Here is a 25,451-nt window from a genome sequence, read left to right on the forward strand (position 1 = left end):
CGCCAGTGGCTGGTTAAAAAACGTCCAGGTCGAGGTGTTCGACCCGTCAGTCACTCGAAGAACAAGGTAGCGGCCGAAACTTAACTCAAACTGAAATCGAAGGCTCTAGGACAACGATTTCAGGGGTGGCGAAACACTGGCGCAGCTCATGTCCAGTGGCCTTTCCAAGGTCAACTTTAATCAAATCAACGACATCTGTCGGCCCGGCGGACAGAAGGCATCGCAATCGAGATTGTATCCGTCGCGGCGCTCAAGCCCCAAGCGCCTGAGGGCCTTGGCGAAACGCTGGGCCAGCAGGTCGGCGAACGGGCCTTCGCCGCGCATCCGCGCACCGAAGCGGCTGTCATACAGTTCGCCGCCGCGGCTCTGGCGGACCAGGCTCAGCACATGGGCGGCGCGCTGCGGGTAGTGCGCCTGCAACCACTGCTCGAACAGCGGCGCGACTTCCAGCGGCAGGCGCAGCATGACGTAGGCGGCATTCTGCGCGCCGGCGGCGTGGGCTTCGGCCAGCAGGCTCTCGATCTCGCTGTCGTTGATCATCGGGATCATCGGCGCACACAGCACCCCCACGGCAATGCCCGCCTCGCGCATGACCTTGATCGCCCGCAACCGCGCCTTGGGCGCCGCCGCGCGGGGTTCGAGAATGCGCTTGAGCTCATCGTCCAGGGTGGTGAGGCTGATCATCACGTGCACCAGGCGTTGTTGCGCCAGTTCGGTCAGCAGGTCCAGGTCGCGCAGGATCAGCGAACCCTTGGTGACGATGGTCACCGGATGCCGATAGCGCAGCAGCACCTCGAGAATCCGGCGGGTGATCCGTTGTTCGCGTTCGATAGGCTGGTAGGGATCGGTGTTGGACCCCAGCGCGATTGGCGCGCATTGATAGCCACGCCGGGACAATTGCTCTTCCAGCACATCGGCGGCATTGGTCTTGGCGATCAGCTTCGTTTCGAAATCCAGCCCCGGCGACAGGTCCCAATAGGCATGGCTGGGCCGCGCATAGCAGTAGATGCAGCCGTGTTCGCAGCCTCGGTACGGGTTGATCGAGCGGTCGAAGGGGATATCGGACGAGGTGTTGCGGGTAATAATGGTCTTCGCCATTTCGATGCGCACTTCGGTGCCCTGGGTCGGCGGGACTTCCTGGTACCAGCCGTCATCCTCGGCCACCGAGCGACTCGGGGCGAAGCGGTTGTGCGGGTTGGTCGCGGTGCCGCGGCCGCGAGGCGCAAGAGACGCTGGCATGGGAATACTCCGAAAGCTGTATGTGCATACAGTATTCGTTGCATTCGATTAAGGCCAGTGCCATTCAGCAGCCCGAGTCCCCGATCATCGTTCACAACGCTTTGACGTTCTCCTCACAGGCTTTTAACCGCAGCGAGCCGAAACTGTTGATCTCGCATTCCTTCGTTTTCGGTCGTCCGTGCATGCTCAAGCTCTGTTCCCGTTCACTGCTCTGCCTGGCCCTGCTCATCGGGTTCGCCGAGATCCCCGCCCAAGCGGCCGATACCCCTGACGCGAGGCCCGCTGAATGGGCGCAGCCGGTGGAAAAGGACTACAACCTCTACCAGATGTCTGCGACGCTCTACCGCAGCTCCCTGCCGGACGGCGCAGCGCTGCCCTTGCTGACCAAACTCAAGATCGGCACGGTGATCAACTTCCTGCCGGAGTCGGACAAGCGCTGGTTGTCCACCCCCGGCATCGAGCAAGTGCAACTGCCCTATCGCACCAATCATGTCGATGACAGCGACATCCTCAAGGCTTTGCGCGCCATCCAGGCGGCCGAAGCCAAGGGGCCGGTGCTGATGCATTGCAAGCACGGCTCGGACCGCACCGGGCTGGTCGCCGCCATGTACCGGGTGGTGGTGCAGGGCTGGAGCAAGGAGGATGCCTTGAACGAAATGACCGAAGGCGGCTTCGGTGACAGCCATCACTTCAAGGATGGGGTGCGCTACATGATGCAGGCCGATGTCGACAAACTCCGCGTGGCGCTGGCGAATGGCGATTGCAGCACCAGCGTCTTTGCCCTTTGCTCCCTGGAAAGCTGGGTCAACTCAACCACGACGGCGATTCACGTTGACCCTCAGGTTGTACTTCCCGAACGATGATCGCTACGTGCCCAGAAACGCCGCGATCGACTCGGACAGCGGTCGCGAATCGCCCGGCCCGAAAATCGTCTCGCGCAACGCCCGCCCGGTTTCCCGGTTGAACAGCCCATCGCGCTGGAATCTCTGGAACACGGTTTTCGCCAATTCCCTCGACCAGGCATAGGCATAGAGCCTGGCCCCATAGCCGGTCACCATGTAGTCCAGGCCATTGGGCCAGCGTTCGGTTGCAGACACCGGCAGATGCCCGACCTGTGCGCTGACTTGATCGAATACTTGTTGGGCGGTGCGTCCGTCACCGTGGCTGCGGTGCAATTGCATGTCGAACAGCGCATCGCGCAAGAACAGTGCGGTGTCCCAACTGGTCTGGGTATGGAGGTAGACCAGCAATTGATCGGCGATGGTGTCAGGCAAGGGCGCCCCGGTCTGGTGATGTTTCGATACCCGGATCAGGCAGGGCTTGGTGAAGCACCACTGCTCGAACAACATCCCGGCGAATTCGGCCGTATCCCGGGACAGCTCCGAGATGCCCGAAACGTCGCGGTATTCAGCCCGGGTCAAGACGTGATGCAAGCAATGGCCGAGTTCATGAAAGAGGATGCGCAGTTGCCGATGATCGAGCAACACCGGGCTTGCACCTGAGGCCCGTGGCAGCCAGCTATGCAAGACAGCGATGGGGTGTCGGGGCCGGCCTTCGGCGGTGATGCGCCGGTTGCGCAGGATGGTGGTACTGGGGAAACCGTCCTGGTTCGCCTCTGCAAACGGGTCGAAATAGAAGTAGCCCACGGTTTCTTCCCGCTCGCGGACTTCAAGAAGACGCACGTCCCGGTGCCAGGTCGGCACATCCCGGCGTTCAACGATGTCCACGCCGAACAGGTCCCTGGCGATCAGCAACAGTTGTGCAAAAGTCGACTCCAGTTCAAACCAGGCACTGGCGTCTTGCTCCGAAACCCCAGCCGTTTGCCGCCGAAGCTTTTCGACCAGGTATTGATAATCCCAAGGCTGGAGGCCGCTGAAGCCTTGTGTTGCGGCAAATTTTTCCAGTTGCTCGGTGTCCCGGGCAAATACGCCGCGCCGCTGGGCGAGCTGTTCTTGCAAGAACGACAGGACCTGTTCAGGTGACTCGGCCTGTTCCGGTTCGAGCGTCATTTGCGCGTAATTCGAATAACCCAGTAACGTCGCCTGCTGATGGCGATCCCTGAGCAACTGCGCGAGGACTTCGCCGTTGTCGAACAGGCCGGCATGGGGCCCCTGATCCGATGCGCGCGTGCTGAAGGCGACGTACATTTGCTTGCGCAAACCCTGATCGTCAGCGTAACGGGTGACGATACGAAACGACTCCTCGTTGAGCGTCAGCAACCAGCCCTTGCGTCCAGCCTCACGCGCCTGGTGGGCCATGCGTTGTTTGAAGGACGACGGCAGGCCGCTCAACTGTGCCTCGTCGTCAAACGCTTGGCTCCAGGCTTTATTGGCTTCTTGCAGGTGCTCCAGAAACAAGCTCCGGGCGCCTTGGATGCGCAGTTGCAGGTCTTTCAAGTCTGCCTGTGCGGTGTGCGTCACTGCGTTCTGGTGAAACCGCCGGAGGATTTTTTCCAGCGTTCGTTTTCTCGCGGGGGTGAAATGCCTGGCGATCTGGCTGTTGGCCAAGCGCTGGTAGAGTTGAAACAGTTCGGGGTTTCGCCGCAATGACCGTTGGTAATCGTGCAACCGTTCGCTGCAATCGAGCGAAGCCTGCGTCCAGGCGTCACCGGTCCTGGTCGAGGTCAGTCGTTCCAGCACATAGGCGAAGCTCTTTAAGCGGGCGTGGATCTCGTCCATTGCCAACACGAGGTCGTCCCAGGTGGGGAATGGTGCCTGTGTCCGGATAATGTCGGCCACTTGGGCGCGACTCTCGGCAAGAATCCGGTCGAGGGCCGGCGAGAAGTGCCTGGCCTGGATCTGGGAAAAAGGCGGCAGGTCATGGACCTGCAATAGCGGATTGTTTTCGGTGGGCATCGGAAGCCTTCCATGGACTGAACGGAATGGACAGTCTGGGCAGGCCGCTGTGGGAAATGGCGATATATATGTATCGCTTCCGGGCCACAGGGCCCGGAAGGTGATACCGGATCATTCCGTCGGTTTTTTCTTCAGCTTGGGGTTGGGGAAAAACTGCACTGCCTGGACCTTGGCGTCCGGCACCTTGAGCGCCGAGGTATTGACCCGGGTACCCAATTCCTTGGGCACTGACAGGCCTTGCTCGTTGAGTGTGTCGCAATAACCGCAGGCCACACATTCACGGTGCGGCACGCCGTCTTCGTTCCACATCATCAACTTGTCCGGCTCGCTGCAGGCCGGGCAGACCGCCCCGGCGATAAAGCGTCGCTTGGTAATCACTGGTCCCTCGCTCATGCTGCCGCGTCCTCGGTCAGGCCGCTGTGGCGCAAGAGTGCGTCAATCGACGGCTCACGGCCACGGAAGTCGACGAACAGCACCATCGGCTCCTGGGAGCCACCGCGCGCCAGGATCGCCTCACGGAAGGCACGCCCGGTGTCAGCGTTGAGCACGCCGTCCTCTTCGAACCTGGAGAACGCATCGGCCGACAACACTTCCGCCCATTTGTAGCTGTAGTAGCCCGCCGCGTACCCGCCGGCGAAGATGTGGGCGAAGCTGTTGGGGAAGCGGTTGTAGGCCGGTGGACGCATGACCGACACTTCGTCGCGCACGCCCTCGAGCACTTGCAGCACGCTACGGCCGTCGCCGTGGGTGGCGTGCAGCTCGAAGTCGAACAGCGAGAACTCCAGTTGGCGGACCATCATCAGGCCGGACTGGAAGTTTTTCGCCGCGAGCATTTTCTCCAGCAGGTCCTGGGGCAGTGGCTCGCCGGTTTCGTAGTGGCCGGAGATCAGCGCCAGGCCTTCAGGCTCCCAGCACCAGTTTTCCATGAACTGGCTCGGCAGCTCCACGGCGTCCCAGGCCACGCCGTTGATGCCGGACACACCGGCGTGTTCGACGCGGGTCAGCAGGTGGTGCAGGCCATGGCCGAACTCGTGGAACAGGGTGGTGACTTCATCGTGGGTCAGCAGGGCCGGTTTGCCACTGTCAGCCGGGGTGAAGTTGCACACCAGGTTGGCGACCGGGCTCTGCAGGACGCCGTCGATGGTGCGACGACGGTCGCGGGCGCCGTCCATCCAGGCACCGCCGCGCTTGTTGGCGCGGGCGTAGAGGTCGAAGAAGAAACGACCGACGTGCTGGCCGTTCTCCTTGATTTCGAACAGGCGCACGTCCGGGTGCCAGGTGTCGAAGCCTTTCAGTTCGGCGATCTCGATGCCGTAGAGGCGCTGCACGATGGCGAACAGGCCGCCCAGTACCTTGTCGATCGGGAAGTACGCACGCAGGGCTTCCTGGGCGACGCTGTAACGCTGTTGGCGCAGTTTTTCACCGTAGAAACCGCTGTCCCAGCTTTGCAGGTCGGGGCAGCCCTGCTCGGCGGCGAAGGCCTTGAGCTGTTCCAGGTCCAGGGCGGCGAACGGCTTGCTGCGCTTGGCCAGGTCCCGCAGGAAACTGAGGACCTGATCGCTGGATTCAGCCATTTTGGTCGCCAGGCTCAGTTCTGCGAAGTTGGCGAAGCCGAGCAATTGGGCCAGTTCCTGGCGCAGGTCAAGGATCTGCTCCATCACCGGGCCGTTGTCGTTCTGGCCGGCATTCGGGCCCTGGTCCGACGCCCGGGTGCAGTAGGCGGCGTAGACTTCTTCACGCAGGGCGCGGTCTTCGGCGTAGGTCATCACCGCGTAATAGCTGGGGAATTCCAGGTTGATCAGCCAGCCGTCCAGTTCCTTGGCCTGGGCGGTCGCGGCCATTTGTGCCTTGGCCGAGTCGGTCAGGCCGGCGAGGGCGGCCTCGTCGGTGACGTGCTTGGTCCAGGCCTGGGTCGCGTCCAGCAGTTGATTGGAGAAGCGGCTGCCCAGTTCGGACAGTTTGCTCTGTACTTCGGCGTAGCGCTTCTGCTGCTCCGGCGGCAGGTCGATACCCGACAGGCGGAAGTCACGCAGGGAATGTTCCAGGATGGTTTTCTGCGCGACGTCGAAACCGGCGGCTTCAGGGCTGCTCGCCAGGGCTTCGAAGGCCTGGAACAATTCGCGGTTCTGGCCCAGCTCGGTGGAGTAGGCACTCAGCGCCGGCAGGCAGGCCTCGTAGGCTTCGCGCAGTTCTGGGCTGTTGCGCACGGCGTTCAAATGGCTGACCGGGCTCCAGGCAGCGCCCAGTCGATCATTGAGCTCGTCCATCGCCAATACCAGGCCGGCCCAGGTAGGCTGCTGGACTTGGGTCTTGAGGAGCTCGGCGATGGCGGCGCGGTTGTCAGCCAGGATCTGCTCGATGGCCGGTTGCACGTGTTCGGCACGGATCGCCGAGAATGGCGGCAGGTCATAGGGCTGTAAAAGAGGGTTGTTCACGCTCACGGTCGACACCTTGGCTGGAAGAAACATGGGCCCATCTTAATTACAATCGACGTTCACCGCAGCTAGCAGCGCCTATCACCGGATAAGAGAGAGCCTATCGTGACCCTTCGCACGTACCAGAACCACCGCCCGCGGCTAGCCCGTGGCGCTTTTGTCGACAGCACCGCGGTGGTGATCGGCGACGTTGAAATCGGCGAAGACAGCTCCGTCTGGCCGCTGACGGTCATTCGCGGCGACATGCACCGCATCCGTATCGGTGCGCGTACCAGCGTCCAGGACGGTTGCGTGCTGCACATCACCCACGCTGGGCCGTTCAATCCCGAGGGCTTCCCGTTGCTGATCGGCGACGACGTGACCATCGCCCACAAGGTCATGCTCCATGGCTGCTCCGTGGGCAGCCGGGTCCTGATCGGCATGGGCAGCATCGTCATGGACGGCGCGGTGGTCGAAGATGATGTGATCATCGGTGCCGGCAGCCTGGTACCGCCGGGCAAGCGCCTGGAAAGCGGCTTTTTATATGTGGGCAGCCCGGTGAAGCAGGCCCGGCCGCTGACGGACAAGGAGCGCGCCTTCTTCACTTACAGCGCGGCGAACTACGTGAAGCTCAAGGACCTGCATCTGGCCGAAGGCTACGACCAGGTCTGACGGGGTCGCCTGCCACCTCTATTCATCGTGGCGAGGGAGCTTGCTCCCGCTGGGCCGGTCCGACGCTTCGGGCGCAGCAGCCCCATTACTCCCAGGAACTGCAATGCATTACCAGACTGTACTCTTCGACCTCGACGGCACCCTCACCGACCCCCGCGAGGGCATCACCCGTTCGATCCAGTTCGCCTTGAGCAAACTGGGTATCGACGAACCCGACCTGACCCGCCTCGAGCATTTCATCGGTCCGCCGCTGTTGCAGGCCTTCATGCAGTTTTACGACTTCGACGAAGCGAAGGCCTGGGAGGCGGTGAATTTCTATCGCGAACGGTTCAAGGTCACCGGTCTTTATGAGAACCGTGTCTTTGACGGCGTGATGCCGTTGCTGGAAACCTTGGGCGGCCAAGGGCGCCAGTTGTACATCGCCACTTCCAAACCCTGGGTCTTCGCCCGGGAAATCGCCCGCCACTTCGACTTCGCCCGGCACTTCAAAGTGATCTACGGCAGCGAACTGGACGGTACCCGCACCAATAAAGTCGAGCTGATCGCCCACCTGCTGGCCGAAGAAGGCCTCGACCCGACCGGCACCCTGATGATCGGCGACCGCAAACACGACCTGATCGGCGCCCGCAGCAATGGCCTGGATGCCGCGGCGGTGGGGTATGGCTTTGGCAGCCATGAAGAACTCAGCGCCGAGGGCCCGGCGTATCACTTCGAGACGGTGGATGCGTTGCATCAGGCGTTTTTGCGGGGTTAGTCATATTGCCATCGCGGGCAAGCCTTGCTCCCACAGGACCGCGGCTTGAATGCTATTGGGGGCAAGGCTTGCTTCCCCCTCAAAAGCAGCATTTGTAATGCCTGTGGAAGCAGACTTGTTCCTCCAAGTAGCAGCATTTGGAGTGCCTATGGAAGCAGACTCGCCCCCCCTTCAAAGCAGCATTTGGAATGCCTGTAGAAGCAGACTTGTTCCTCCAAGTAGCAGCATTTGGAGTGCCTATGGAAGCAGGCTCGCCCCCCTTCAAAAGCAGCATTTGGAATGCCTATGGAATCAGGCTTGCTCCCCCCAAAAAACAGAATTGGAATACCTGTGGGAGCAAGGCTTGCCCGCGATGAGGCCGTCGTCGACGCCGCTCAAATCGAATCAGACCCATATCGCGTCCCACAATGGATAGTCCCCTATTTTTGTAACTAAACCGGCTCGCAGCGGGTTTGCCACGACATATCGAGCGACTGTTTGCAGATCCTCCTCCTTGCGAATGGCTCGGTCATGAAATCCTTCCTGCCAAAGCGATCCTTCCCGCTGCGTCAATCGATTGAAGACAACCGTGGTCCGAGACTTCGTTCGCGCAATCAGTTTGGAAAGGTCTATCCCCTGCAATTCGATCAGCCAGTGAAAATGGTCTGGCATCACCACCCAGGCCAACGAGTGGGCAAATTGCTCTTCCTGAGCCTTTCGGAAGGCATCAACGACTAAGCGTCCTGTCTCGAAGCGGCTAAAAAGCGGCTCGCGATCGCGCGTATTCACGGTCAGTAAATAGATTTGTCCAGGCTGCGAATATCGTCCGGAACGCAACCCTTGGGAATGAGGCCGTGTTGTCACAAATGATCGTCCTTAATCTGTCCTTTATTTCAAGGCTAGGACAGCAGAAGCGGATCCGACTTGGAATGTTGGAGCAGGATGTGTCTGGGTTGACGCCATCGCGGGCAAGCCTTGCTCCCACAGGGGTAAGGTGTCGTACATGAAGGAGGTGATTCCCTGGGAAGGTCAGGCCCTGAACTGGCTGGGCGCCACCCCGCTCCAGCGCACGAAGGCATGGCGGAAGCTGGCGGTTTCGCTGAAACCCAGTCGTTCGGCGATTCGATAGATCGGCAATTGGTCCTCGCAAAGCATCTGCTTGGCCCGTTCGAAGCGCAATTCGTCCAGCAGCTCCTGGTAGCTGCAGCCCAGGTCCTTGAGGTGGCGCCGCAAGGTACGCGCCGAGCAGTTCATCTGTTCGGCCAGGCCTTCCAGCCCGGGGGCGGCGTTCAGTTGGGCGTCGAGCAACTGACGGATCCGCCCCAACCAGGCCTGGCGTCCGGTGAATTCAGTGTTCTGCCGGCGGCAACGTTCGGCCATGGCGTGATGGGTGATGGGGTCGGCCAGGGGCAGGGGGTGGTCGAGCCAGTGGCGCTCGAAAGCGAACGCGTTATCGATGCTGTCGAAGCGCACCGGACAATCGAAGAGCGCTGCGTAGCGCGCCTGGTAATCGGGCGCTGGATGTTCGAAGCGTGCCGCACGCAAGGGCAGTGCATGACCAAGGAGGTCATTGCAGATCACCTTCAGCGAAACCATGCAGAACTCGGCATTGAACACCGCCAGGGCCGGATTCTCCCGATAATCGCCGGCACTGAACCAGATGTGCTCGCCGTCATCGTCCAGGTTCAGTTCGAAGAGTGTTCCCAATAGCGCCGGATAGCGCAGCGCCAGGCGCAAGGCGTCACCTAAGGTGGCACTGGTGAGCAGCGCATAGCCGAGCATGCCGTAGGACGAAACGTGCATGCGCAGGCCCAGCTCCAGGCCGATGTCGCGCTTGAGGGCCACGGCGTTGGCGCAGACCTGCATCTCCTGGTTGGTGGTGATACGCGTATCGGCCCGGCTCAGGTCCGCCGCGCTGATGCCGCTGCCGGCCAGCAATGCATCGCTGGGCAACCCTGCGCTTTTAAAGGTACTAAGGACCAGTGAGACGGCATTGAGGGTGGTGAGGTGGGAATGCAGCATGTCCGTTTCCAGCCTGGGGAAGGCTGGAGATGGAGCAAGTTATATGCCGGATGAAAATCGAAGGTTCAACACAACCTCTAGTGTGGGAGTAAACCTGTGGGAGCAAAGCTTGCTCGCGAAGAACGATGACGCGACCTTACAGTTGACCTGTGTCGCCTGCATCGCGAGCAAGCTTTGCTCCCACAAGTGTCCCCTCCCACAGGTTTTGCAGTGTGTCAGCTCAGTTCGCCACACAGGTCCAGCTCTACCAGCCGCCGAACCTCTTCCACCGGCAACCCCGCGCCAATCAGCGCCTGCAACTTGCCGAACGCCGCCTCGCGGGTCATGCCACCGCCGGACAGCACGCCAACGCCACGCAAGCGACTGCCAGCCTCGTAAACGTCCAGCTCGACGCCACCTTCATGGCATTGGGTCACCGCCACGACCACCACGCCGCTGTCCCGCGCCCGCTCGAGGCTGGCGAGGAAGGCCGGGTTGTCGCTCGGCCCGGTGCCGCTGCCGTAGCACTCCAGCACCAGGCCCTGGATGCCGCTGCCCAGCAGGCCATCGAGGACCTGTGCGCTGATGCCGGGAAACAGCGGTAACACGGCGATGTTCGCCAATTGCTTGGGCTGGTTGTAGTTCAACTGCGCCGGCAGCGAGGAGGCTTTGACGCCGCCGCCCTGGCGTTCCAGGCGCTTGAACGGGTGGCGACCGAAGCTGCGCACCTTGGCGCAACGGGTCGGCGCCAGCAGCTCACCGTGGAAGTACAGGTGCACGCCCGGCGCCAGGCCCTGGCCGAGGGCGACCAGCGCGCCGCTGAGGTTTTCCCAGGCGTCGCTGTCGGTCACGCCGGCGGGCAGCATGGAGCCTGTGAAGCAGACCCGTGCATGCAGGCCCAGCAACTGGAAGCTCATCGCCGCGGCGCTGTAGGCCAGGGTATCGGTGCCGTGCAGGATCAGTACGCTGTCGCAGCCCTGCCCATCCACGGCATCGACCACCGCTTCGCGCAGTTGTTGCCAATAGGCCGGGGTCATGTTGGCGCTGTCGATCAGCGGCGACATTTCCCGGAAGCGCCATTGCGGCACGACGAGTTCGGGTTGGTTGTGCAGGTAGTCACGCATCCGCGCTTCGAAACCGGATGCCGGGGTCAGGCCGTGGGCGCTGGCCTGCATGCCGATGGTGCCGCCGGTATAGAGCACCATGACGTGCTGGGCGGCAGGGTAGGTCAAGCCATTCATGGGGTTGTTCTCCGAGGACGAAAACGGCAGCTTGGGTCAGCTGCCACAACATAAGGTCGAGCATGACGCCGACCTTAGGCTGTGTCACGCCGGGCGCAGGGGATGCGCCCGGTTTTTTTCCTTGATTACCGATCAGCGTTGCGCTGCGGCCACGCCAGCAGTCTTGGCGTCAGGTTTGGTAACCGGCGCCGATGGGTTGGCCGGCCAAGCCTTGCGGTCCAGATCCAGGTCCGGGAACTTGCTGGAGTCGAAGACAGGGGTCTTGATGCCGGCCGAACGCTGGTCATCGTAGTCACGCAGGATGCGCATGCCGACCTTGAACAGCAGGAACAGCGCGATCAGGTTCACGAACGCCAGCAGGGTCATGGTGATGTCGGCGAAGGCGAACACGGTGCCGAGGTTTTCGATGGCGCCCCAGAAAATCAGGACCAGAACCAGTGTGCGGTAGGCGATCAGGGCCTTGCGGTTTTCACCCAGCATGAAGCGCAGGTTGTTCTCGCCCAGGTAGTAGTTGTAGAGGATCGAGGTGAACACGAACAAGGACAGGGCCACGGAGATGAATATCCGGCCCCAGTCACCCACGACGGCCGCCAGGGAGTTCTGGGTCAGGGCAATGCCGTCGCCTTCGAAGCCCGGGGTGTAGAAGCCCGACAGCAGGATCAGCAGTGCGGTGCAGGTGCAGATCAGGAACGTGTCGAGGAACACGCTGAACGCCTGAACCACGCCCTGGGCTACCGGGTGCTCGACCGACGCGACGGCGGCCACGTTTGGCGCACTGCCCAGGCCGGCTTCGTTGGCGAACACGCCACGCTTGACGCCCATGACGATGGCGCTGCCGATCAGGCCGCCAAAGGCCTGGTCCAGGCCGAAGGCGCTTCTGACGATGGTCGCCAGCATGTCCGGTACGTGTTCGAACTGCAGCACGATGACATAGAGGGTCACGCCGATGTACGCCAGGGTCTTGACCGGTACCAGCAGGTCGGCCACCTTGGCGATACGCTTGATCCCACCGATGAACACCAGGCCCAGCAGCACCGCCAGGCCCAGGCCGGTGTAGGTGGTGTCGAAGCCGAAGGCGTTGTTCAGGGAATGGGTAACTGCGTGGGCTTGCAGGCCGTTGAAGGCGAAGCCGAAGGTGACCAGCAGCAGGACCGCCATGACCATGCCCAACCAGCGCTTCTGCAGGCCGTGCTGGATGTAGTAGGACGGGCCGCCACGGAACTGGCCTTCGGCGTCGCAGCGCTTGTAGAGCTGGCCGAGGGAGCACTCGAAGAAGCTGCTGGACATGCCGACCAGCGCGGTCACCCACATCCAGAACACTGCACCAGGACCGCCGAGGGTCACGGCGATGCCGACACCGGCGATGTTGCCCGCGCCGACACGACCGGCCAGGCTGAGCATCAGCGCCTGAAATGAGCTGAGCTGGTCAGTGCTGCTTTTCAAACTGTCACGGAACACCGCGAACATGTGAAAGAAATGACGGAACTGGACGAAACGCGAGCGGATCGTGAAGTAGCTCCCGAGCCCGACAATGAGCACGATCAGCACTTTCCCTGAGAGGAAGTCGTTGATGACTTCAAGCATGAGTATTCCTCGCTGTTTTTTGTTTAAGCAAATGCTGGCCATTTGGAAACATCGCGTTACATCGGTCGGCGCGCGGCCCGACAGGTGAGGCGATGTTTCGTCCCGGTCCATTTTCGCGGGTTTGTTATTAGTTCGGTTTTCGCATGTTTAAGGGTCTCGCTGCAGACGACCGCTCATGCGAAGAGGGGCGGCACTATACCTATCAGTGCGGTGCCCGTCTGCACAGTTGTGGTGCGTCCGACGAAGCGGACCCTTTGAAACACCTGGCCTTTCGGTCAGGTTATTGTGGGGGCGAGCCTGCTTGCGTTGGCTGGCGACGCGGTTTACAACGGGCAGCGCGTCGTCGTTTATCACGAGCAGGTTCCTTCCCACAGGTTCGGTCATCCTTTGCTGCTATCAATTAAAAAAAGGGCTTGGGGAAGATCCCCAAGCCCTCAAAAGGTGAGAGGTGTCTAGTCCCTCGACCTGGTGAGCGGTGGTCGTGTCGATCACGCTTTGAGCGGGACCAGACGCGGAGCAATCATGTTTTCCGGGCGCAGGATGTCGTCGAGCATGGCGTCGTCGAGCAAGCCTTCTTCGCGCACCAGTTCCAGCACGCCGCGGCCACTTTCCAGGGCAACACGGGCGATGCGGGTGGCGTTTTCATAGCCGATGTACGGGTTCAGGGCGGTGACCAGGCCGATCGAGTGCTCGACCAGTTCACGGCAGCGCGCTTCGTTGGCGGTGATGCCGACGATGCAGTGCTCGCGCAGCATGTCCATGGCCCGTTGCAGCAAGCGGATCGAGTCGAAGATCTTGAAGGCGATCAGCGGCTCCATCACGTTCAGTTGCAGTTGGCCGCCTTCGGCCGCGATGGTCAGGGCCAGGTCGTTGCCGATGATCTGGAATGCCACCTGGTTGACCGCTTCAGGGATCACCGGGTTGACCTTGCCGGGCATGATCGAGCTGCCTGGCTGACGGGCCGGCAGGTTGATTTCGTTGATGCCGGTGCGTGGGCCGCTGGACAGCAGACGCAGGTCGTTGCAGATCTTCGACAGCTTGACTGCGGTGCGCTTGAGCATGCCGGAGAACAGCACGAAGGCGCCCATGTCGGAGGTGGCTTCGATCAGGTCGGCGGCCGGGACCAGCGGCTGGCCGCTGATGGTTGCCAGACGCTGTACGGCCAGGGCCTGGTAGCGTGGGTCGGCGTTGATGCCGGTGCCGATGGCGGTGCCGCCCAGGTTCACTTCGGTGAGCAGTTCAGGCGCCAGGGTTTTGAGGCGCGCCAGGTCTTCGCTCAGGGTGGTGGCGAAGGCGCGGAATTCCTGGCCGAGGGTCATCGGCACGGCGTCTTGCAGCTGGGTACGACCCATTTTCAGGACGTGGCTGAACTCTTCACCTTTGGCCGCGAACGCCTGGATCAGGCTGTCGAGGCTGGCCAGCAATGCGTCGTGGCCCAGCAGCAGACCCAGGCGGATCGCGGTTGGGTAGGCGTCGTTGGTGGACTGCGCCATGTTCACGTCGTTGTTGGGGTGCAGGTATTGGTACTCGCCTTTCTGGTGGCCCATGGCCTCCAGCGCGATGTTGGCGATGACTTCGTTGGCATTCATGTTGGTCGACGTGCCAGCGCCGCCCTGGATCATGTCCACCACGAATTCTTCGTGGAAATCGCCGCGGATCAATCGTGCACAGGCTTCACTGATGGCGGCGTGCTTGGCTTCGCTGAGCTGGCCCAGTTCGCGGTTGGCGTCAGCGGCGGCCTGTTTGACCATTGCCAGGCCGACCACCAGCTTGGGGTAATGCGAGATCGGGACGCCGGAGAGACGGAAATTGTTTACCGCTCGTAGGGTCTGGATGCCGTAATACGCTTGCGCTGGTACTTCGAGTACGCCAAGCAGGTCTTTTTCTGTGCGGAATGATGCAGCGGAGGACATGATGGAAATCATCTCGATAAGGACCCGGTCTGAGCCGGAACGCTGCGAATCCTAGGCTCTCGAAAAAAAATGGGCCAATGCTGTTAAGCACTGCCCTATGCATATTCGGCATAATGTCGGTGTGACGTCGACAGTGCGACGAACGTGTGACCTGTTTTGGTGCGTGTAAGGGAGGCGTGATGAATCTTGAAAGCAAATGGCTTGAGGACTTCAGTGCCCTGGCCGCTACCCGCAGTTTCTCCCAGGCGGCCGAACGGCGATTCGTGACGCAACCGGCGTTCAGCCGGCGAATCCGCAGCCTTGAGGCGGCGCTGGGGCTGACCCTGGTCAACCGCTCCCGCACGCCGGTCGAGCTGACGGCAGCGGGGCAACTCTTCTTGGTGACGGCGCGCACGGTGGTCGAGCAACTGGGTGAAGTGTTGCGCCATTTGCATCACCTGGAAGGCGGACAGGGCGAAGTCATACAGGTGGCCGCCGCCCACTCTCTGGCGCTGGGCTTCTTCCCACGCTGGATCGCGCAATTGCGCAACGAGGGCATGAACATCGCCACGCGGCTGGTGGCGACCAACGTCGGCGACGCCGTCCACGCCTTGCGTGAAGGGGGCTGCGACCTGATGCTGGCCTTCTACGATCCGGACTCGGCCATGCAGATGGACCCGGAGATCTTCCCGTCGCTGCACCTGGGCCAGACCGAAATGCTCCCGGTGTGCGCCGCCGATGCCAACGGTAATCCGCTGTTCGACCTTGAGGGCGAGGCCAGCGTGCCGCTGCTGGCCTACAGCGCCGGGGCTTTCCTCGGGCGTTCAGTCAACCAGTTGTTGCGCCAGCGGGCGCTGCGTTTCACCACGATCTACGAGACGGCCATGGCCGACAGCCTCAAAAGCATGGCCCTGGAAGGCCTGGGCATCGCCTGGGTGCCGCACCTGAGCGTACGCGCCGAACTGGCCCGGGGCGAACTGGTGATCTGCGGCGGCCCGCAATGGCACGTGCCGCTGGAGATCCGCCTGTACCGCTGCGCCCTGGTGCGCAAGGCCAATGTGCGGTTGTTGTGGCGCAAGCTTGAAGGTGGTGCGGCGCAGGGCGCCGCCGGATCTTGAAACCAGCGCAGAACCCCTTGTGGGATGCCACTGATATCGGGGTCATCACCGAACCCTTGTGGGAGCGAGCTTGCTCGCGATGACGGACTGGCATTCACGGTTGCATTGACTGACCTATCGCTATCGCGAGCAAGCTCGCTCCCACAAGGGATTTGTGTCGTTGCTCTGCTGACCTGCAAGTCAATAAAACCGCCACTTCACCGCAAATGACAGATGGTCGGCGAAAGTGCGTTTAACGCACCATTTTCGGTATACTGCCCGGCCTTCGGTCGGTTCGCCCGGCCATAATTCGTACAACAAGCCACGCCGGTCTCCTGCGTGGCTTGTTGTTTTTTGACGCGCCTGCGGGCGCCCAGAGAGAAGAGGCACGACGATGAGTGCACTGGTTGGCGTGATCATGGGCTCCAAGTCCGATTGGTCCACCCTTAGCCACACCGCCGATATGCTGGAAAAGCTCGGCATCCCTTACGAGGTGAAAGTGGTCTCCGCCCACCGTACCCCGGACCTGCTGTTCCAGTACGCCGAAGAGGCCGAGGCGCGTGGCATCGAGGTGATCATCGCCGGTGCCGGTGGCGCCGCCCATTTGCCAGGCATGTGTGCGGCCAAGACCCACCTGCCGGTGCTGGGCGTGCCGGTTCAGTCTTCGATGCTCTCGGGCGTCGATTCGCTGCTGTCGATCGTGCAGATGCCGGCCGGTATCCCGGTCGCGACCCTGGCCATCGGCAAGGCTGGCGCGATCAACGCGGCCCTGCTCTCGGCGAGCATCCTGGGCGCCAAGCACCCACAATTTCATACCGTGCTGAAAAAATTCCGCGCTGAGCAGACAGACAGCGTCCTGGACAATCCAGACCCACGCATTGCCTGAGGTTGTTGACGAATGAAGATCGGTGTAATCGGTGGCGGCCAGTTGGGTCGCATGTTGGCCCTGGCAGGTACGCCGCTGGGGATGAACTTCGCTTTCCTTGACCCGGCGCCGGACGCCTGCGCCGCGGCATTGGGTGAACACCTGCGGGCCGACTATGGCGACCAGGATCACCTGCGCCAATTGGCCGATGAAGTCGACCTGGTGACCTTCGAGTTCGAAAGCGTCCCGGCCGAGACCGTGGCCTTCCTGTCCCAGTTCGTCCCGGTCTACCCGAGCGCCGAAGCCTTGCGGATCGCCCGTGATCGCTGGTTCGAAAAGAGCATGTTCAAGGACCTGGGCATCCCCACGCCGGCTTTTGCCGACATTCAGTCCCAGGCCGACCTCGACGCTGCCGTCGCTACCATCGGCCTGCCCGCCGTGCTCAAGACCCGTACCCTGGGTTACGACGGCAAGGGTCAGAAAGTCCTTCGCAAGCCTGAAGACGTGGTCGGTACGTTCGCCGAACTCGGCAGCGTGGCCTGCCTGCTGGAAGGCTTCGTGCCATTCACTGGCGAAGTCTCGTTGATTGCCGTGCGTGCCCGCGACGGTGAGATCCGTTTCTACCCACTGGTGCACAACACTCACAAGGACGGCATCCTCAAGCTGTCCGTCGCCAGCACCGACCATCCGTTGCAGGCCCTGGCCGAAGACTATTCCAGCCGGGTGCTCAAGCAGCTCGACTATGTCGGCGTGATGGCATTCGAGTTCTTTGAAGTGGACGGTGGCCTCAAGGCCAACGAAATCGCGCCTCGGGTACACAACTCCGGGCACTGGACCACCGAAGGCGCCGAATGCAGCCAGTTCGAAAACCATCTGCGGGCGGTGGCCGGGCTGCCGCTGGGGTCGACCGCCAAGGTCGGTGAAAGCGCGATGCTCAACTTCATCGGCAAGGTCCCGGACAGCGAGAAAGTCCTGGCGATTGCCGACTGCCATCTGCATCACTATGGCAAGGCGTTCAAGGCTGGGCGCAAGGTCGGTCACGCCAACCTGCGTTGCGCTGACCGGGCGACGCTGGCCCAGCAGATCATCAAGGTCGAGACGCTGATCGCCGAGTAATAGTCTGGAGTCGGTGGAACCATTCGTCGGCCAACTTCTCTGATTAGCTAGGCGCCAAATCTGACCGGATTCTGGCTCTAGCTATTCAACGAGAGGGAAATGCCATGGGAATCATTGGAACCATCTTTATCGGCCTGATCGTCGGCCTGCTGGCACGCTTCCTGAAACCGGGCGATGACAGCATGGGCTGGATCATGACCATCCTGCTCGGTATCGGCGGTTCGTTGGCAGCCACTTACGGCGGCCAGGCCCTGGGCATCTACCATGCCGGCGAAGGCGCTGGCTTCATTGGTGCCCTGGTGGGCGCGGTGGTGTTGCTGGTGATCTACGGCCTGATCAAAAGAAACTGATTCAAATGCGACAAAGCCCCCTCTGCGTGGCGCGCAGAGGGGGCTAGAATGCCCGGCGTTGCACTTCCTACTCATTGCCGAGCCCATTCATGCGCCGTCTAGTGTTGACCCTTCTTTTGCTGGGCAGTGGCCTGGCCCACGCCGCCGAGCTGCCGGAAACCGACTGGCTCGAACTGATGCCCAAGTCGGACCAGAAAGCCCTCGAGGCCATGCCCGAGATCGACCATAATTCCCCCGAAGCCAACGGTACGTTCACCGAGAAAGGTGGCCTGAAGCAAAGCAAGGGCTTGCCGGCGGTGATGTATTCGACCAAGACCGTGGCGTCGATGAACGACAAGCACATCCGCATCGGTGGTTACCCGGTGCCCCTGGAAACCGACGCCAAAGGCCGCAGCACGCTGTTTTTCCTGGTGCCTTACCCCGGCGCCTGCATCCACGTCCCGCCACCGCCGCCTAATCAACTGGTGCTGGTGCGCTATCCCAAGGGCTTGAAGCTGGACGACATCTATACACCGCTGTGGGTGACCGGCACGCTGAAGATCGAAAAGGTCGACAATGATCTGGCGAGTGCGGCGTATGCGCTGGATGCGGAGAAGGTGCGGGTGGTGCAGGAGGCGGATTTGTAATAGATCCCAATGTGGGAGCGGGCTTGCTCGCGAAGGCGGTCGGTCAGTTGATACTTATGTTGACTGACACACCGCTTTCGCGAGCAAGCCCGCTCCCACAATGGTTTTGTGGTGTGGCTTAGAGCGGCTTGCTGCAGAGGCTCACACCCAGGGTATGACTGGCCTGCGGCACCAACGTCACCACATCGTCCATCACATTGGCCGTCTCGATGCACAGCATGTGTTGCCAGCCGTCGTCGGCCATGTCGCTGAAGGCCTTGGCGCGTTCGGTCCATGGGTTCCAGATCACTGCCGAGCGCGAACCACTGCTGGTCAGCTCGATCCGTCGTTGCCACTGGGGGTCGACGATGCTCAGCTTCGGCGGGGTATTGAGGTAGATGCGGTCGGTCTCGCCAGCAAAGTGCAAGTCGCCGGCCTGGGTGACGGTTTTCCAGTCGTCCAGGGTCTCGATGTAGCTCAAGCCATCCACACCTTCGACCTGTACGTTGCGCACGTCGCTCACGGCAAAGTAGCTGTGCAGCGCCTGGCTGAGGCTGACGGTTTCGCTGCCGCGGTTATGGCTGGTGAGGCGGATGTGCAACTGCTCGTCCATCACGATGGCCAGCGTCAGGTCTACCTGATGGGGCCAGCCTGAGAGGCCGTTTTCGGGGTAGGGCAGCACGAATTCCACTTTCAGGCTTTCGCCCTGGGCTTCGATGCCCTTGAGCTCCCAATCCATCGCCCGCACCAGGCCGTGGGCGGTGGCCGGGTCGTTGCTCACGCGCATGGCCTGTACGCTGTCGGGGTTGCGTGTCAGGTTGCCGAACCACGGCCAGCACACCGGCACGCCCGCGCGGATGCTCTTGCCGGCCTTGAACGTGGCCTGGTCGTTGAGCCAGATCAGCGGCGGCTGGCCGTCCACTTGATAGCTGAGGATATGCGCGCCTTGTTGGGCCACCAGCAGCTCGGCCTGACCGTGGCGGATGCGCCAGGCGTTAAGTTCATCCAGCTTGACGGCTTCGACGTTGGGCGTAGGCATGTTGCAAATCTCGCTCGGGAACAGGGACTGCAATGGACCGCAAAACGGCCGCCGTGTTTAACGGGCGCGCGGCGGAACCGAGCGGGTGCGGCCGCTGCCGTCGATGGCGACGAAGACGAATACCGCTTCGGTCACCTTGCGCCATTCACTGGACAGCGGGTCGTCGCTCCAGACTTCGACCATCATCTGGATCGAACTGCGGCCGATTTCCAACGCCTGGGTATAGAACGACAACTGCGCGCCCACCGCCACCGGCACCAGGAACGCCATGCGATCGATCGCCACGGTGGCCACGCGTCCGCCCGCCACTTTACTGGCCATGGCGGTGCCGGCCAGGTCCATCTGGGACACCAGCCAGCCGCCGAAGATATCGCCGAAACCGTTGGTCTCGCGAGGGAGCGCGGTGATTTGCAGGGCCAGGTCGCCTTGCGGGATTGGATCTTCTTGTTCGAGCTCTATCATGCCGGGGGTGCCTCTGACCCGTAACGCTGTCTTGTACTTCAGGTGAATAGCCGTCTTTGTAAAAAACGATTCAGCCCGAACATACTGCGTTCGTCACGTTTTTCGTAAAGGCGTGCCAAAGGGAAACTCTGCGAAATCGGCTGGTTCTGGTACTACGCCACCAACGACGTTTTCGCACAGCAACCCCTTACAGAGTACTGCAAGGTTGCGAGTATATCGGGCGATAGGCGTCGAGACGACCACTCGGTTCCGATTTTGACTATCAAATACGCACCTCTATGTGCTTTTTCGAACAATTTGCTATCGTGCCGGACCTGCCCAGGCCCCCAACCCCGTGTTGCCAGGGTTGCAGAACCCACTATAAGAGAAGCCCTTGCCATGACCACTGCGCCTTCGAGCACGGCAACGCCCGCACAACCGGCACGTCCATTGACCCGCAACGATTACAAGACCCTGTCGCTTTCTGCCTTGGGCGGTGCGCTGGAGTTCTACGATTTCATCATTTTCGTGTTCTTTGCCACCGTGGTCGGCAAATTGTTCTTCCCTGCCGAAATGCCCGAGTGGCTGCGCTTGATGCAGACGTTCGGCATTTTTGCCGCCGGTTACCTGGCCCGCCCCCTGGGCGGGATCGTCATGGCCCACTTTGGCGATCTGCTGGGGCGCAAGAAGATGTTCACCTTGAGCATTTTCATGATGGCCGTGCCGACCCTGATCATGGGCCTGCTGCCCACGTACGCACAGATCGGCATGTGGGCGCCCATTCTGCTGTTGCTGATGCGGGTGATCCAGGGCGCGGCCATTGGCGGGGAAGTGCCAGGTGCCTGGGTATTCGTTTCCGAACACGTTCCGGCGCGCCACATCGGCTATGCCTGCGGCACGCTGACCTGCGGTCTGACGGCGGGGATTTTGTTGGGTTCGCTGGTCGCCACGGCGATCAACAGCATTTATACACCGGTGGAAGTGGCCGATTACGCCTGGCGGATCCCGTTCCTGCTGGGTGGCGTGTTCGGGCTGTTTTCGGTGTACCTGCGTCGCTGGTTGCACGAAACCCCGGTGTTCGCCGAGCTGCAACTGCGCAAAGCCCTGGCCGAGGAAGTGCCGCTGCGGGCCGTGCTGCGTGACCATCGCGGCGCCATCGCCATTTCCATGCTGTTGACCTGGCTGCTGTCGGCCGGCGTCATTGTGGTCATCCTGATGACACCGACCGTGTTGCAGACGGTGTACCACTTCAGCCCGACCACCGCGTTGCAGGCCAACAGCCTGGCGATCGTGTTCCTGAGTTTCGGTTGCATCGGTGCCGGTGTGCTGGCCGACCGTTTCGGCGCCGGGCGGGTGTTTGTCTTCGGCAGCAGTTTGCTGATGATCACTTTCTGGACCTTCTACCACTGCCTGTTCGACCACCCCGAGTGGCTGTTCCCGCTGTATGCCTTGAGTGGCTTGCTGGTAGGCACCATCGGCGCGGTGCCCTATGTCATGGTCAATGCCTTCCCGGCGGTGGTGCGCTTCAGCGGCCTGTCGTTCTCCTACAACCTGGCCTATGCAATCTTCGGCGGGTTGACGCCGATGATCGTGACCTTGCTGTTGAAAGAGAGCTCGATGGGGCCCGCGTACTACGTGGTGGTCATCTGTGGGATCGGGATTGTGGTGGGTGGGTATCTCTGGAAGAAGGGACGCTGATCAGCGCTGGACAGGCCTCTGTGGTGAGGGGATAAATCCCCTCGCCACAACATCTTGTAAAACTCGATACTGGCCTTTCATCCAATTGTCATATTTCAGCCATAGAGTGTTCACACGGCTTACCGATACTTGGCCGACTTAACACACTCTATCTGCTAGGAGTAAGGCATGAAACTGAAGCGTTTGATGGCGGCAATGACTTTTGTCGCTGCTGGCGTAGCGACTGCCAGCGCGGTTGCCGCTGGTGTTGACCCGGCAATTCCGGCTTACACCAAGACCACTGGTGTGTCGGGCAACCTCTCCAGCGTCGGCTCCGATACCCTGGCCAACCTGATGACCTTGTGGGCCGAGAACTACAAGAAAGAATATCCGAACGTAAACATCCAGATTCAAGCGGCCGGTTCCTCCACCGCGCCACCCGCGCTCACCGAAGGCACCTCCAACCTGGGCCCGATGAGCCGCAAGATGAAGGACAACGAGCTGCAGGCTTTCGAACAGAAATACGGCTACAAGCCAACCGCTATCCCGGTTGCCGTGGACGCCCTGGCTGTGTTCGTACACAAGGACAACCCGATCAAAGGCCTGACCATGGCTCAGGTCGATGCGATTTTCTCCTCGACTCGTCTGTGCGGCGCCAAGGCCGACGTCAAGACCTGGGGTGACCTGGGCGTGACCGGTGACCTGGCCAACAAGCCAGTGCAACTGTTCGGCCGTAACTCCGTGTCCGGCACCTACGGCTACTTCAAGGAAGAAGCCCTGTGCAAAGGCGACTACAAGCCAAACGTCAACGAACAGCCGGGTTCGGCTTCGGTTGTGCAGTCGATCAGCAGCTCGCTTAATGGCGTCGGCTACTCGGGTATCGGCTACAAGACCGCCAGCGTGAAAACCGTTGCCTTGGCCAAGAAAGAAGGCGGCGAGTTCATCGAAGACAGCGAAGAGAACGCCCTGAACGGCAAGTACCCGCTGTCGCGCTTCCTCTACGTTTACGTCAACAAAGCCCCGAACAAGCCTCTGGCCCCGCTGGAAGCCGAGTTCGTGAAGCTGGTCCTGTCCAAGCAAGGCCAGGAAGTCGTGGTCAAGGACGGCTACATCCCACTGCCAGCCAAAGTAGCCGCCAAGGCACTGGCTGACCTGGGTCTGTCGGAAGGCAGCGTCGCCAAGAAGTAATACCTGAGTCCGGGCCAACGCCCGGACTTCTGTGGGAGCGAAGGTTGCTCCCACAACCCAAATTCCTGTCCGCTGCCGCTTCCTGCTGGCGGCGGATTTGCTGCGTCACTGCATTGTCATCTTTCTGTCATACAGGATCGCTAGGGTGTGCGCATGAATGATCTGGCCAATTCCACAATGACTACGACTTCCCCTCCCAAGCGCATTGACTTCAATACGCCTGAGCTTCAACGCAAGCGCCGCATTCGCGCGCTCAAGGATCGCCTGACCCGCTGGTACGTGCTGATCGGCGGCCTCGCCGTCCTCGGTGCGATCACCCTGATTTTCTTCTTCCTGGGCTATGTGGTGCTGCCCCTGTTCCAGGGCGCGGACCTGACCGCCAAGGACTCGATCACGCCGGCCTGGATGCAAGACGCCGGCAAACCCTTGATGATCTCCATCGAAGAACAGAACCAAGTCGCCATGCGGGTTTCCGACAAGGGCCAGGCGCTGTTCTTCGACGTCCGCAGTGGCGCCGAACTGCGTCGTGTCGACCTGCCGATTCCGGCCGGTGCCAGCGTAACGTCCATTGGTGAAGACCAACCCGGCAGCCCGCTGGTGGCGATCGGCCTGTCCAACGGCCAGGCCCTGGTATTTCGTCACACCTATAAGGTCACCTACCCGGACGGCAAGAAAACCATCTCGCCTGCCGTCGAATATCCTTACGGCGAGACGCCGATCGTATTGAACGAGCAGGGCGCCGCCCTGGAACATGTCAGCCTCAACGCCTCTGATACGACCTTGCTGTTGGCCGGTTCCAGCGGTGCTCAATTGCATGTGCTGTCGCTGACCAGCGAAGAAAACATGATGACCGGTGAGGTCACCAGCGAGCAGACCCGCATTGACCTGCCGCAGATGACCGAGCCGGTGAAGAGCATCTTCGTGGACCCGCGCCAGCAATGGCTGTATGTGGTCAACGGGCGTGCCCAGGCCGATGTGTTCAGCCTGCGGGACAAGAGCCTCAACGGTCGCTACAAACTGCTCGAGGACGCCGACGCCCAAGTCACCGCCGTCACCCAGCTGGTGGGCGGGATCTCGCTGATCATCGGCGACTCCAAGGGCGGCCTGGCCCAATGGTTCATGGCTCGCGATCCGGACGGCGAGCTGCGCTTCAAACAGATTCGTACCTTCCAGATGGGCAGCGCGCCGATCGTTGAGATCAGCGCCGAAGAACGTCGCAAGGGCTTCGTTGCGCTCGACGCCGCCGGCAAGCTTGGCGTATTCCACAGCACCGCCCACCGCACCCTGCTGGTGGACCAGGTGGTCGATGGCCAGGGCCTGTTCGGCATGTCGCCACGGGCCAACCGCCTGATCGTCGAGCAGGGCGGCAAGCTGCAACCGCTGACACTGGACAACCCGCACCCGGAAGTGTCGTGGAGCGCGTTGTGGGGCAAGGTTTGGTACGAGAACTACGACGAGCCTCAGTACGTCTGGCAATCGACCGCCGCCAACACCGACTTCGAACCCAAGATGAGCCTGTCGCCGTTGACCTTCGGCACCCTGAAAGCAGCGTTCTACGCGATGCTGCTGGCCGCACCGCTGGCGATTGCCGCCGCGATCTACACCGCCTACTTCATGGCCCCGGGCATGCGTCGCAAGGTCAAGCCGGTGATCGAATTGATGGAAGCGATGCCGACGGTGATCCTCGGCTTCTTCGCCGGGCTGTTCCTGGCGCCGTACGTCGAAGGGCACTTGCCGGGTATCTTCAGCCTGCTGATGTTGTTGCCGGTGGGCATTCTGGTGGCCGGTTTCGTCTTCAGTCGCTTGCCTGAGTCCGTGCGTCTGAAGGTACCAGAGGGCTGGGAAAGCGCGATGTTGATCCCGGTGATCCTGTTCGTGGGCTGGCTCTCGCTGTACATGAGCCCGTACATGGAGGCCTGGTTCTTCGGCGGCGACATGCGCATGTGGATCTCCCATGACCTGGGCATCACCTACGACCAGCGCAACGCCCTGGTGGTCGGCCTGGCGATGGGCTTCGCGGTGATTCCGAACATTTATTCCATCGCCGAAGACGCCGTGTTCAGCGTGCCCCGCGGCCTGACCCTGGGCTCTCTGGCCCTCGGCGCCACGCCGTGGCAGACCATGACCCGCGTGGTGATCCTCACCGCCAGCCCTGGCATTTTCTCGGCGCTGATGATCGGCATGGGTCGTGCGGTCGGCGAAACCATGATCGTGCTGATGGCGACCGGTAACACGCCGGTCATGGAAATGAACCTGTTCGAAGGCCTGCGTACCCTGGCGGCCAACGTGGCGGTGGAAATGCCGGAGTCGGAAGTTGGCGGCAGCCATTACCGCGTGCTGTTCCTGTCGGCCCTGGTGCTGCTGTTGTTCACCTTCATCATGAACACCCTCGCCGAGCTGATCCGTCAGCGTCTGCGCAAGAAATATTCGTCGCTTTAAGAA

Annotated in this window: 22 protein-coding genes; 11 read left to right on the forward strand and 11 right to left on the reverse strand. The window is 61.4% G+C overall.

Features of this window, described 5'->3' with window-relative positions:
* Positions 1–180: 180 nt before the first annotated feature.
* On the reverse strand, positions 181–1,239 hold the full coding sequence (locus GFU70_RS00645) for a PA0069 family radical SAM protein (RefSeq protein WP_058544166.1): 1,059 nt from the start codon (positions 1,237–1,239) through the stop codon (positions 181–183).
* Positions 1,240–1,421: 182 nt separating this feature from the next.
* Here GFU70_RS00645 and GFU70_RS00650 point away from each other — a divergent pair, with 182 nt between their 5' ends.
* Positions 1,422–2,102, forward strand: coding sequence for a dual specificity protein phosphatase family protein (locus GFU70_RS00650; RefSeq protein WP_153387461.1), 681 nt, complete (start codon positions 1,422–1,424; stop codon positions 2,100–2,102).
* A 3-nt stretch (positions 2,103–2,105) separates the two neighbouring features.
* Here GFU70_RS00650 and GFU70_RS00655 read toward each other — a convergent pair whose 3' ends face one another.
* The 3 genes from GFU70_RS00655 to prlC all read right to left on the reverse strand — a co-directional run bounded on the left by GFU70_RS00655 (position 2,106) and on the right by prlC (position 6,562).
* Positions 2,106–4,094 (reverse strand): M3 family metallopeptidase, encoded by a 1,989-nt coding sequence (locus tag GFU70_RS00655; protein ID WP_153387462.1) that lies wholly within the window; start codon positions 4,092–4,094, stop codon positions 2,106–2,108.
* Positions 4,095–4,205: 111 nt separating this feature from the next.
* Positions 4,206–4,487, reverse strand: coding sequence for a YheV family putative zinc ribbon protein (locus tag GFU70_RS00660; protein WP_046064694.1), 282 nt, complete (start codon positions 4,485–4,487; stop codon positions 4,206–4,208).
* Positions 4,484–6,562 (reverse strand): oligopeptidase A, encoded by a 2,079-nt coding sequence (gene prlC / locus GFU70_RS00665; protein WP_193034270.1) that lies wholly within the window; start codon positions 6,560–6,562, stop codon positions 4,484–4,486. The genes GFU70_RS00660 and prlC overlap by 4 nt, the downstream gene beginning before the upstream one ends.
* Positions 6,563–6,634: 72 nt before the next feature.
* Here prlC and GFU70_RS00670 point away from each other — a divergent pair, with 72 nt between their 5' ends.
* Together GFU70_RS00670 and GFU70_RS00675 are read left to right on the forward strand one after the other, a co-directional pair.
* Complete coding sequence (locus tag GFU70_RS00670) at positions 6,635–7,180, forward strand: gamma carbonic anhydrase family protein (protein ID WP_153387463.1); 546 nt, start codon at positions 6,635–6,637, stop codon at positions 7,178–7,180.
* Positions 7,181–7,283: 103 nt separating this feature from the next.
* Complete coding sequence (locus GFU70_RS00675) at positions 7,284–7,934, forward strand: HAD family hydrolase (protein WP_116643481.1); 651 nt, start codon at positions 7,284–7,286, stop codon at positions 7,932–7,934.
* 384 nt (positions 7,935–8,318) lie between these two features.
* Here the strand turns inward: GFU70_RS00675 and GFU70_RS00680 are convergent, their stop codons facing one another.
* From GFU70_RS00680 to aspA, 5 genes are all read right to left on the reverse strand, one after another.
* A complete protein-coding gene (locus GFU70_RS00680) occupies positions 8,319–8,777 on the reverse strand; it encodes an REP-associated tyrosine transposase (protein WP_081264419.1) in 459 nt (152 codons plus the stop codon).
* 165 nt (positions 8,778–8,942) lie between these two features.
* Positions 8,943–9,935 carry an AraC family transcriptional regulator gene (locus GFU70_RS00685; protein WP_116643480.1) on the reverse strand — a complete coding sequence of 331 codons (993 nt, stop codon included), beginning with the start codon at positions 9,933–9,935 and terminating at the stop codon, positions 8,943–8,945.
* Positions 9,936–10,150: 215 nt separating this feature from the next.
* Positions 10,151–11,155 carry an asparaginase gene (locus tag GFU70_RS00690; protein ID WP_153387464.1) on the reverse strand — a complete coding sequence of 335 codons (1,005 nt, stop codon included), beginning with the start codon at positions 11,153–11,155 and terminating at the stop codon, positions 10,151–10,153.
* Positions 11,156–11,287: 132 nt separating this feature from the next.
* Complete coding sequence (locus GFU70_RS00695; protein ID WP_058544173.1) at positions 11,288–12,739, reverse strand: alanine/glycine:cation symporter family protein; 1,452 nt, start codon at positions 12,737–12,739, stop codon at positions 11,288–11,290.
* A gap of 488 nt (positions 12,740–13,227) precedes the next feature.
* Positions 13,228–14,652, reverse strand: coding sequence for an aspartate ammonia-lyase (gene aspA / locus GFU70_RS00700; RefSeq protein WP_003196363.1), 1,425 nt, complete (start codon positions 14,650–14,652; stop codon positions 13,228–13,230).
* Between the two features lie 179 nt (positions 14,653–14,831).
* Here aspA and GFU70_RS00705 point away from each other — a divergent pair, with 179 nt between their 5' ends.
* From GFU70_RS00705 to GFU70_RS00725, 5 genes are all read left to right on the forward strand, one after another.
* Positions 14,832–15,749, forward strand: a complete 918-nt coding sequence (locus tag GFU70_RS00705; protein WP_058544174.1) for a LysR substrate-binding domain-containing protein — start codon at positions 14,832–14,834, stop codon at positions 15,747–15,749.
* A 373-nt stretch (positions 15,750–16,122) separates the two neighbouring features.
* Entirely contained in the window at positions 16,123–16,614 is a 492-nt protein-coding gene (purE, locus tag GFU70_RS00710) for a 5-(carboxyamino)imidazole ribonucleotide mutase (RefSeq protein ID WP_003196369.1), read from the forward strand.
* Positions 16,615–16,626: 12 nt separating this feature from the next.
* A complete protein-coding gene (locus GFU70_RS00715) occupies positions 16,627–17,709 on the forward strand; it encodes a 5-(carboxyamino)imidazole ribonucleotide synthase (protein ID WP_058544175.1) in 1,083 nt (360 codons plus the stop codon).
* 104 nt (positions 17,710–17,813) lie between these two features.
* Complete coding sequence (locus GFU70_RS00720; protein WP_058544176.1) at positions 17,814–18,059, forward strand: GlsB/YeaQ/YmgE family stress response membrane protein; 246 nt, start codon at positions 17,814–17,816, stop codon at positions 18,057–18,059.
* 89 nt (positions 18,060–18,148) lie between these two features.
* On the forward strand, positions 18,149–18,685 hold the full coding sequence (locus GFU70_RS00725; RefSeq protein WP_058544177.1) for a DUF3299 domain-containing protein: 537 nt from the start codon (positions 18,149–18,151) through the stop codon (positions 18,683–18,685).
* A 118-nt stretch (positions 18,686–18,803) separates the two neighbouring features.
* On the opposite strand, the gene GFU70_RS00730 is transcribed toward GFU70_RS00725, so the two are convergent.
* Together GFU70_RS00730 and GFU70_RS00735 are read right to left on the reverse strand one after the other, a co-directional pair.
* A complete protein-coding gene (locus GFU70_RS00730) occupies positions 18,804–19,703 on the reverse strand; it encodes a D-hexose-6-phosphate mutarotase (RefSeq protein WP_058544178.1) in 900 nt (299 codons plus the stop codon).
* A 57-nt stretch (positions 19,704–19,760) separates the two neighbouring features.
* Positions 19,761–20,165 carry an acyl-CoA thioesterase gene (locus GFU70_RS00735; RefSeq protein WP_003177184.1) on the reverse strand — a complete coding sequence of 135 codons (405 nt, stop codon included), beginning with the start codon at positions 20,163–20,165 and terminating at the stop codon, positions 19,761–19,763.
* 378 nt (positions 20,166–20,543) lie between these two features.
* Between GFU70_RS00735 and GFU70_RS00740 the strand changes: the two genes are divergently transcribed.
* From GFU70_RS00740 to GFU70_RS00750, 3 genes are all read left to right on the forward strand, one after another.
* A complete protein-coding gene (locus GFU70_RS00740) occupies positions 20,544–21,842 on the forward strand; it encodes an MFS transporter (RefSeq protein ID WP_058544179.1) in 1,299 nt (432 codons plus the stop codon).
* Between the two features lie 168 nt (positions 21,843–22,010).
* Positions 22,011–23,009: a phosphate ABC transporter substrate-binding protein PstS gene (locus GFU70_RS00745; protein WP_058544180.1), complete on the forward strand. Its 999-nt coding sequence runs from the start codon at positions 22,011–22,013 to the stop codon at positions 23,007–23,009.
* A 405-nt stretch (positions 23,010–23,414) separates the two neighbouring features.
* Positions 23,415–25,448 (forward strand): ABC transporter permease subunit, encoded by a 2,034-nt coding sequence (locus tag GFU70_RS00750; RefSeq protein WP_175360682.1) that lies wholly within the window; start codon positions 23,415–23,417, stop codon positions 25,446–25,448.
* Positions 25,449–25,451: the final 3 nt, after the last annotated feature.

Source organism: Pseudomonas brassicacearum, from assembly GCF_009601685.2.
Lineage (GTDB): Bacteria > Pseudomonadota > Gammaproteobacteria > Pseudomonadales > Pseudomonadaceae > Aquipseudomonas > Aquipseudomonas kilonensis_B.

Coding starts and splice junctions, on each gene's coding strand:
- GFU70_RS00645 (WP_058544166.1), bottom strand. CDS start 1,239: ATGCCAGCGTCTCTTGCGCCTCGCGGCCGCGGCACCGCGACCAACCCG.
- GFU70_RS00650 (WP_153387461.1), top strand. CDS start 1,422: ATGCTCAAGCTCTGTTCCCGTTCACTGCTCTGCCTGGCCCTGCTCATC.
- GFU70_RS00655 (WP_153387462.1), bottom strand. CDS start 4,094: ATGCCCACCGAAAACAATCCGCTATTGCAGGTCCATGACCTGCCGCCT.
- GFU70_RS00660 (WP_046064694.1), bottom strand. CDS start 4,487: ATGAGCGAGGGACCAGTGATTACCAAGCGACGCTTTATCGCCGGGGCG.
- prlC (WP_193034270.1), bottom strand. CDS start 6,562: ATGTTTCTTCCAGCCAAGGTGTCGACCGTGAGCGTGAACAACCCTCTT.
- GFU70_RS00675 (WP_116643481.1), top strand. CDS start 7,284: ATGCATTACCAGACTGTACTCTTCGACCTCGACGGCACCCTCACCGAC.
- GFU70_RS00685 (WP_116643480.1), bottom strand. CDS start 9,935: ATGCTGCATTCCCACCTCACCACCCTCAATGCCGTCTCACTGGTCCTT.
- GFU70_RS00690 (WP_153387464.1), bottom strand. CDS start 11,155: ATGAATGGCTTGACCTACCCTGCCGCCCAGCACGTCATGGTGCTCTAT.
- GFU70_RS00695 (WP_058544173.1), bottom strand. CDS start 12,739: ATGCTTGAAGTCATCAACGACTTCCTCTCAGGGAAAGTGCTGATCGTG.
- aspA (WP_003196363.1), bottom strand. CDS start 14,652: ATGTCCTCCGCTGCATCATTCCGCACAGAAAAAGACCTGCTTGGCGTA.
- GFU70_RS00705 (WP_058544174.1), top strand. CDS start 14,832: ATGAATCTTGAAAGCAAATGGCTTGAGGACTTCAGTGCCCTGGCCGCT.
- purE (WP_003196369.1), top strand. CDS start 16,123: ATGAGTGCACTGGTTGGCGTGATCATGGGCTCCAAGTCCGATTGGTCC.
- GFU70_RS00715 (WP_058544175.1), top strand. CDS start 16,627: ATGAAGATCGGTGTAATCGGTGGCGGCCAGTTGGGTCGCATGTTGGCC.
- GFU70_RS00720 (WP_058544176.1), top strand. CDS start 17,814: ATGGGAATCATTGGAACCATCTTTATCGGCCTGATCGTCGGCCTGCTG.
- GFU70_RS00725 (WP_058544177.1), top strand. CDS start 18,149: ATGCGCCGTCTAGTGTTGACCCTTCTTTTGCTGGGCAGTGGCCTGGCC.
- GFU70_RS00730 (WP_058544178.1), bottom strand. CDS start 19,703: ATGCCTACGCCCAACGTCGAAGCCGTCAAGCTGGATGAACTTAACGCC.
- GFU70_RS00735 (WP_003177184.1), bottom strand. CDS start 20,165: ATGATAGAGCTCGAACAAGAAGATCCAATCCCGCAAGGCGACCTGGCC.
- GFU70_RS00740 (WP_058544179.1), top strand. CDS start 20,544: ATGACCACTGCGCCTTCGAGCACGGCAACGCCCGCACAACCGGCACGT.
- GFU70_RS00745 (WP_058544180.1), top strand. CDS start 22,011: ATGAAACTGAAGCGTTTGATGGCGGCAATGACTTTTGTCGCTGCTGGC.
- GFU70_RS00750 (WP_175360682.1), top strand. CDS start 23,415: ATGCAAGACGCCGGCAAACCCTTGATGATCTCCATCGAAGAACAGAAC.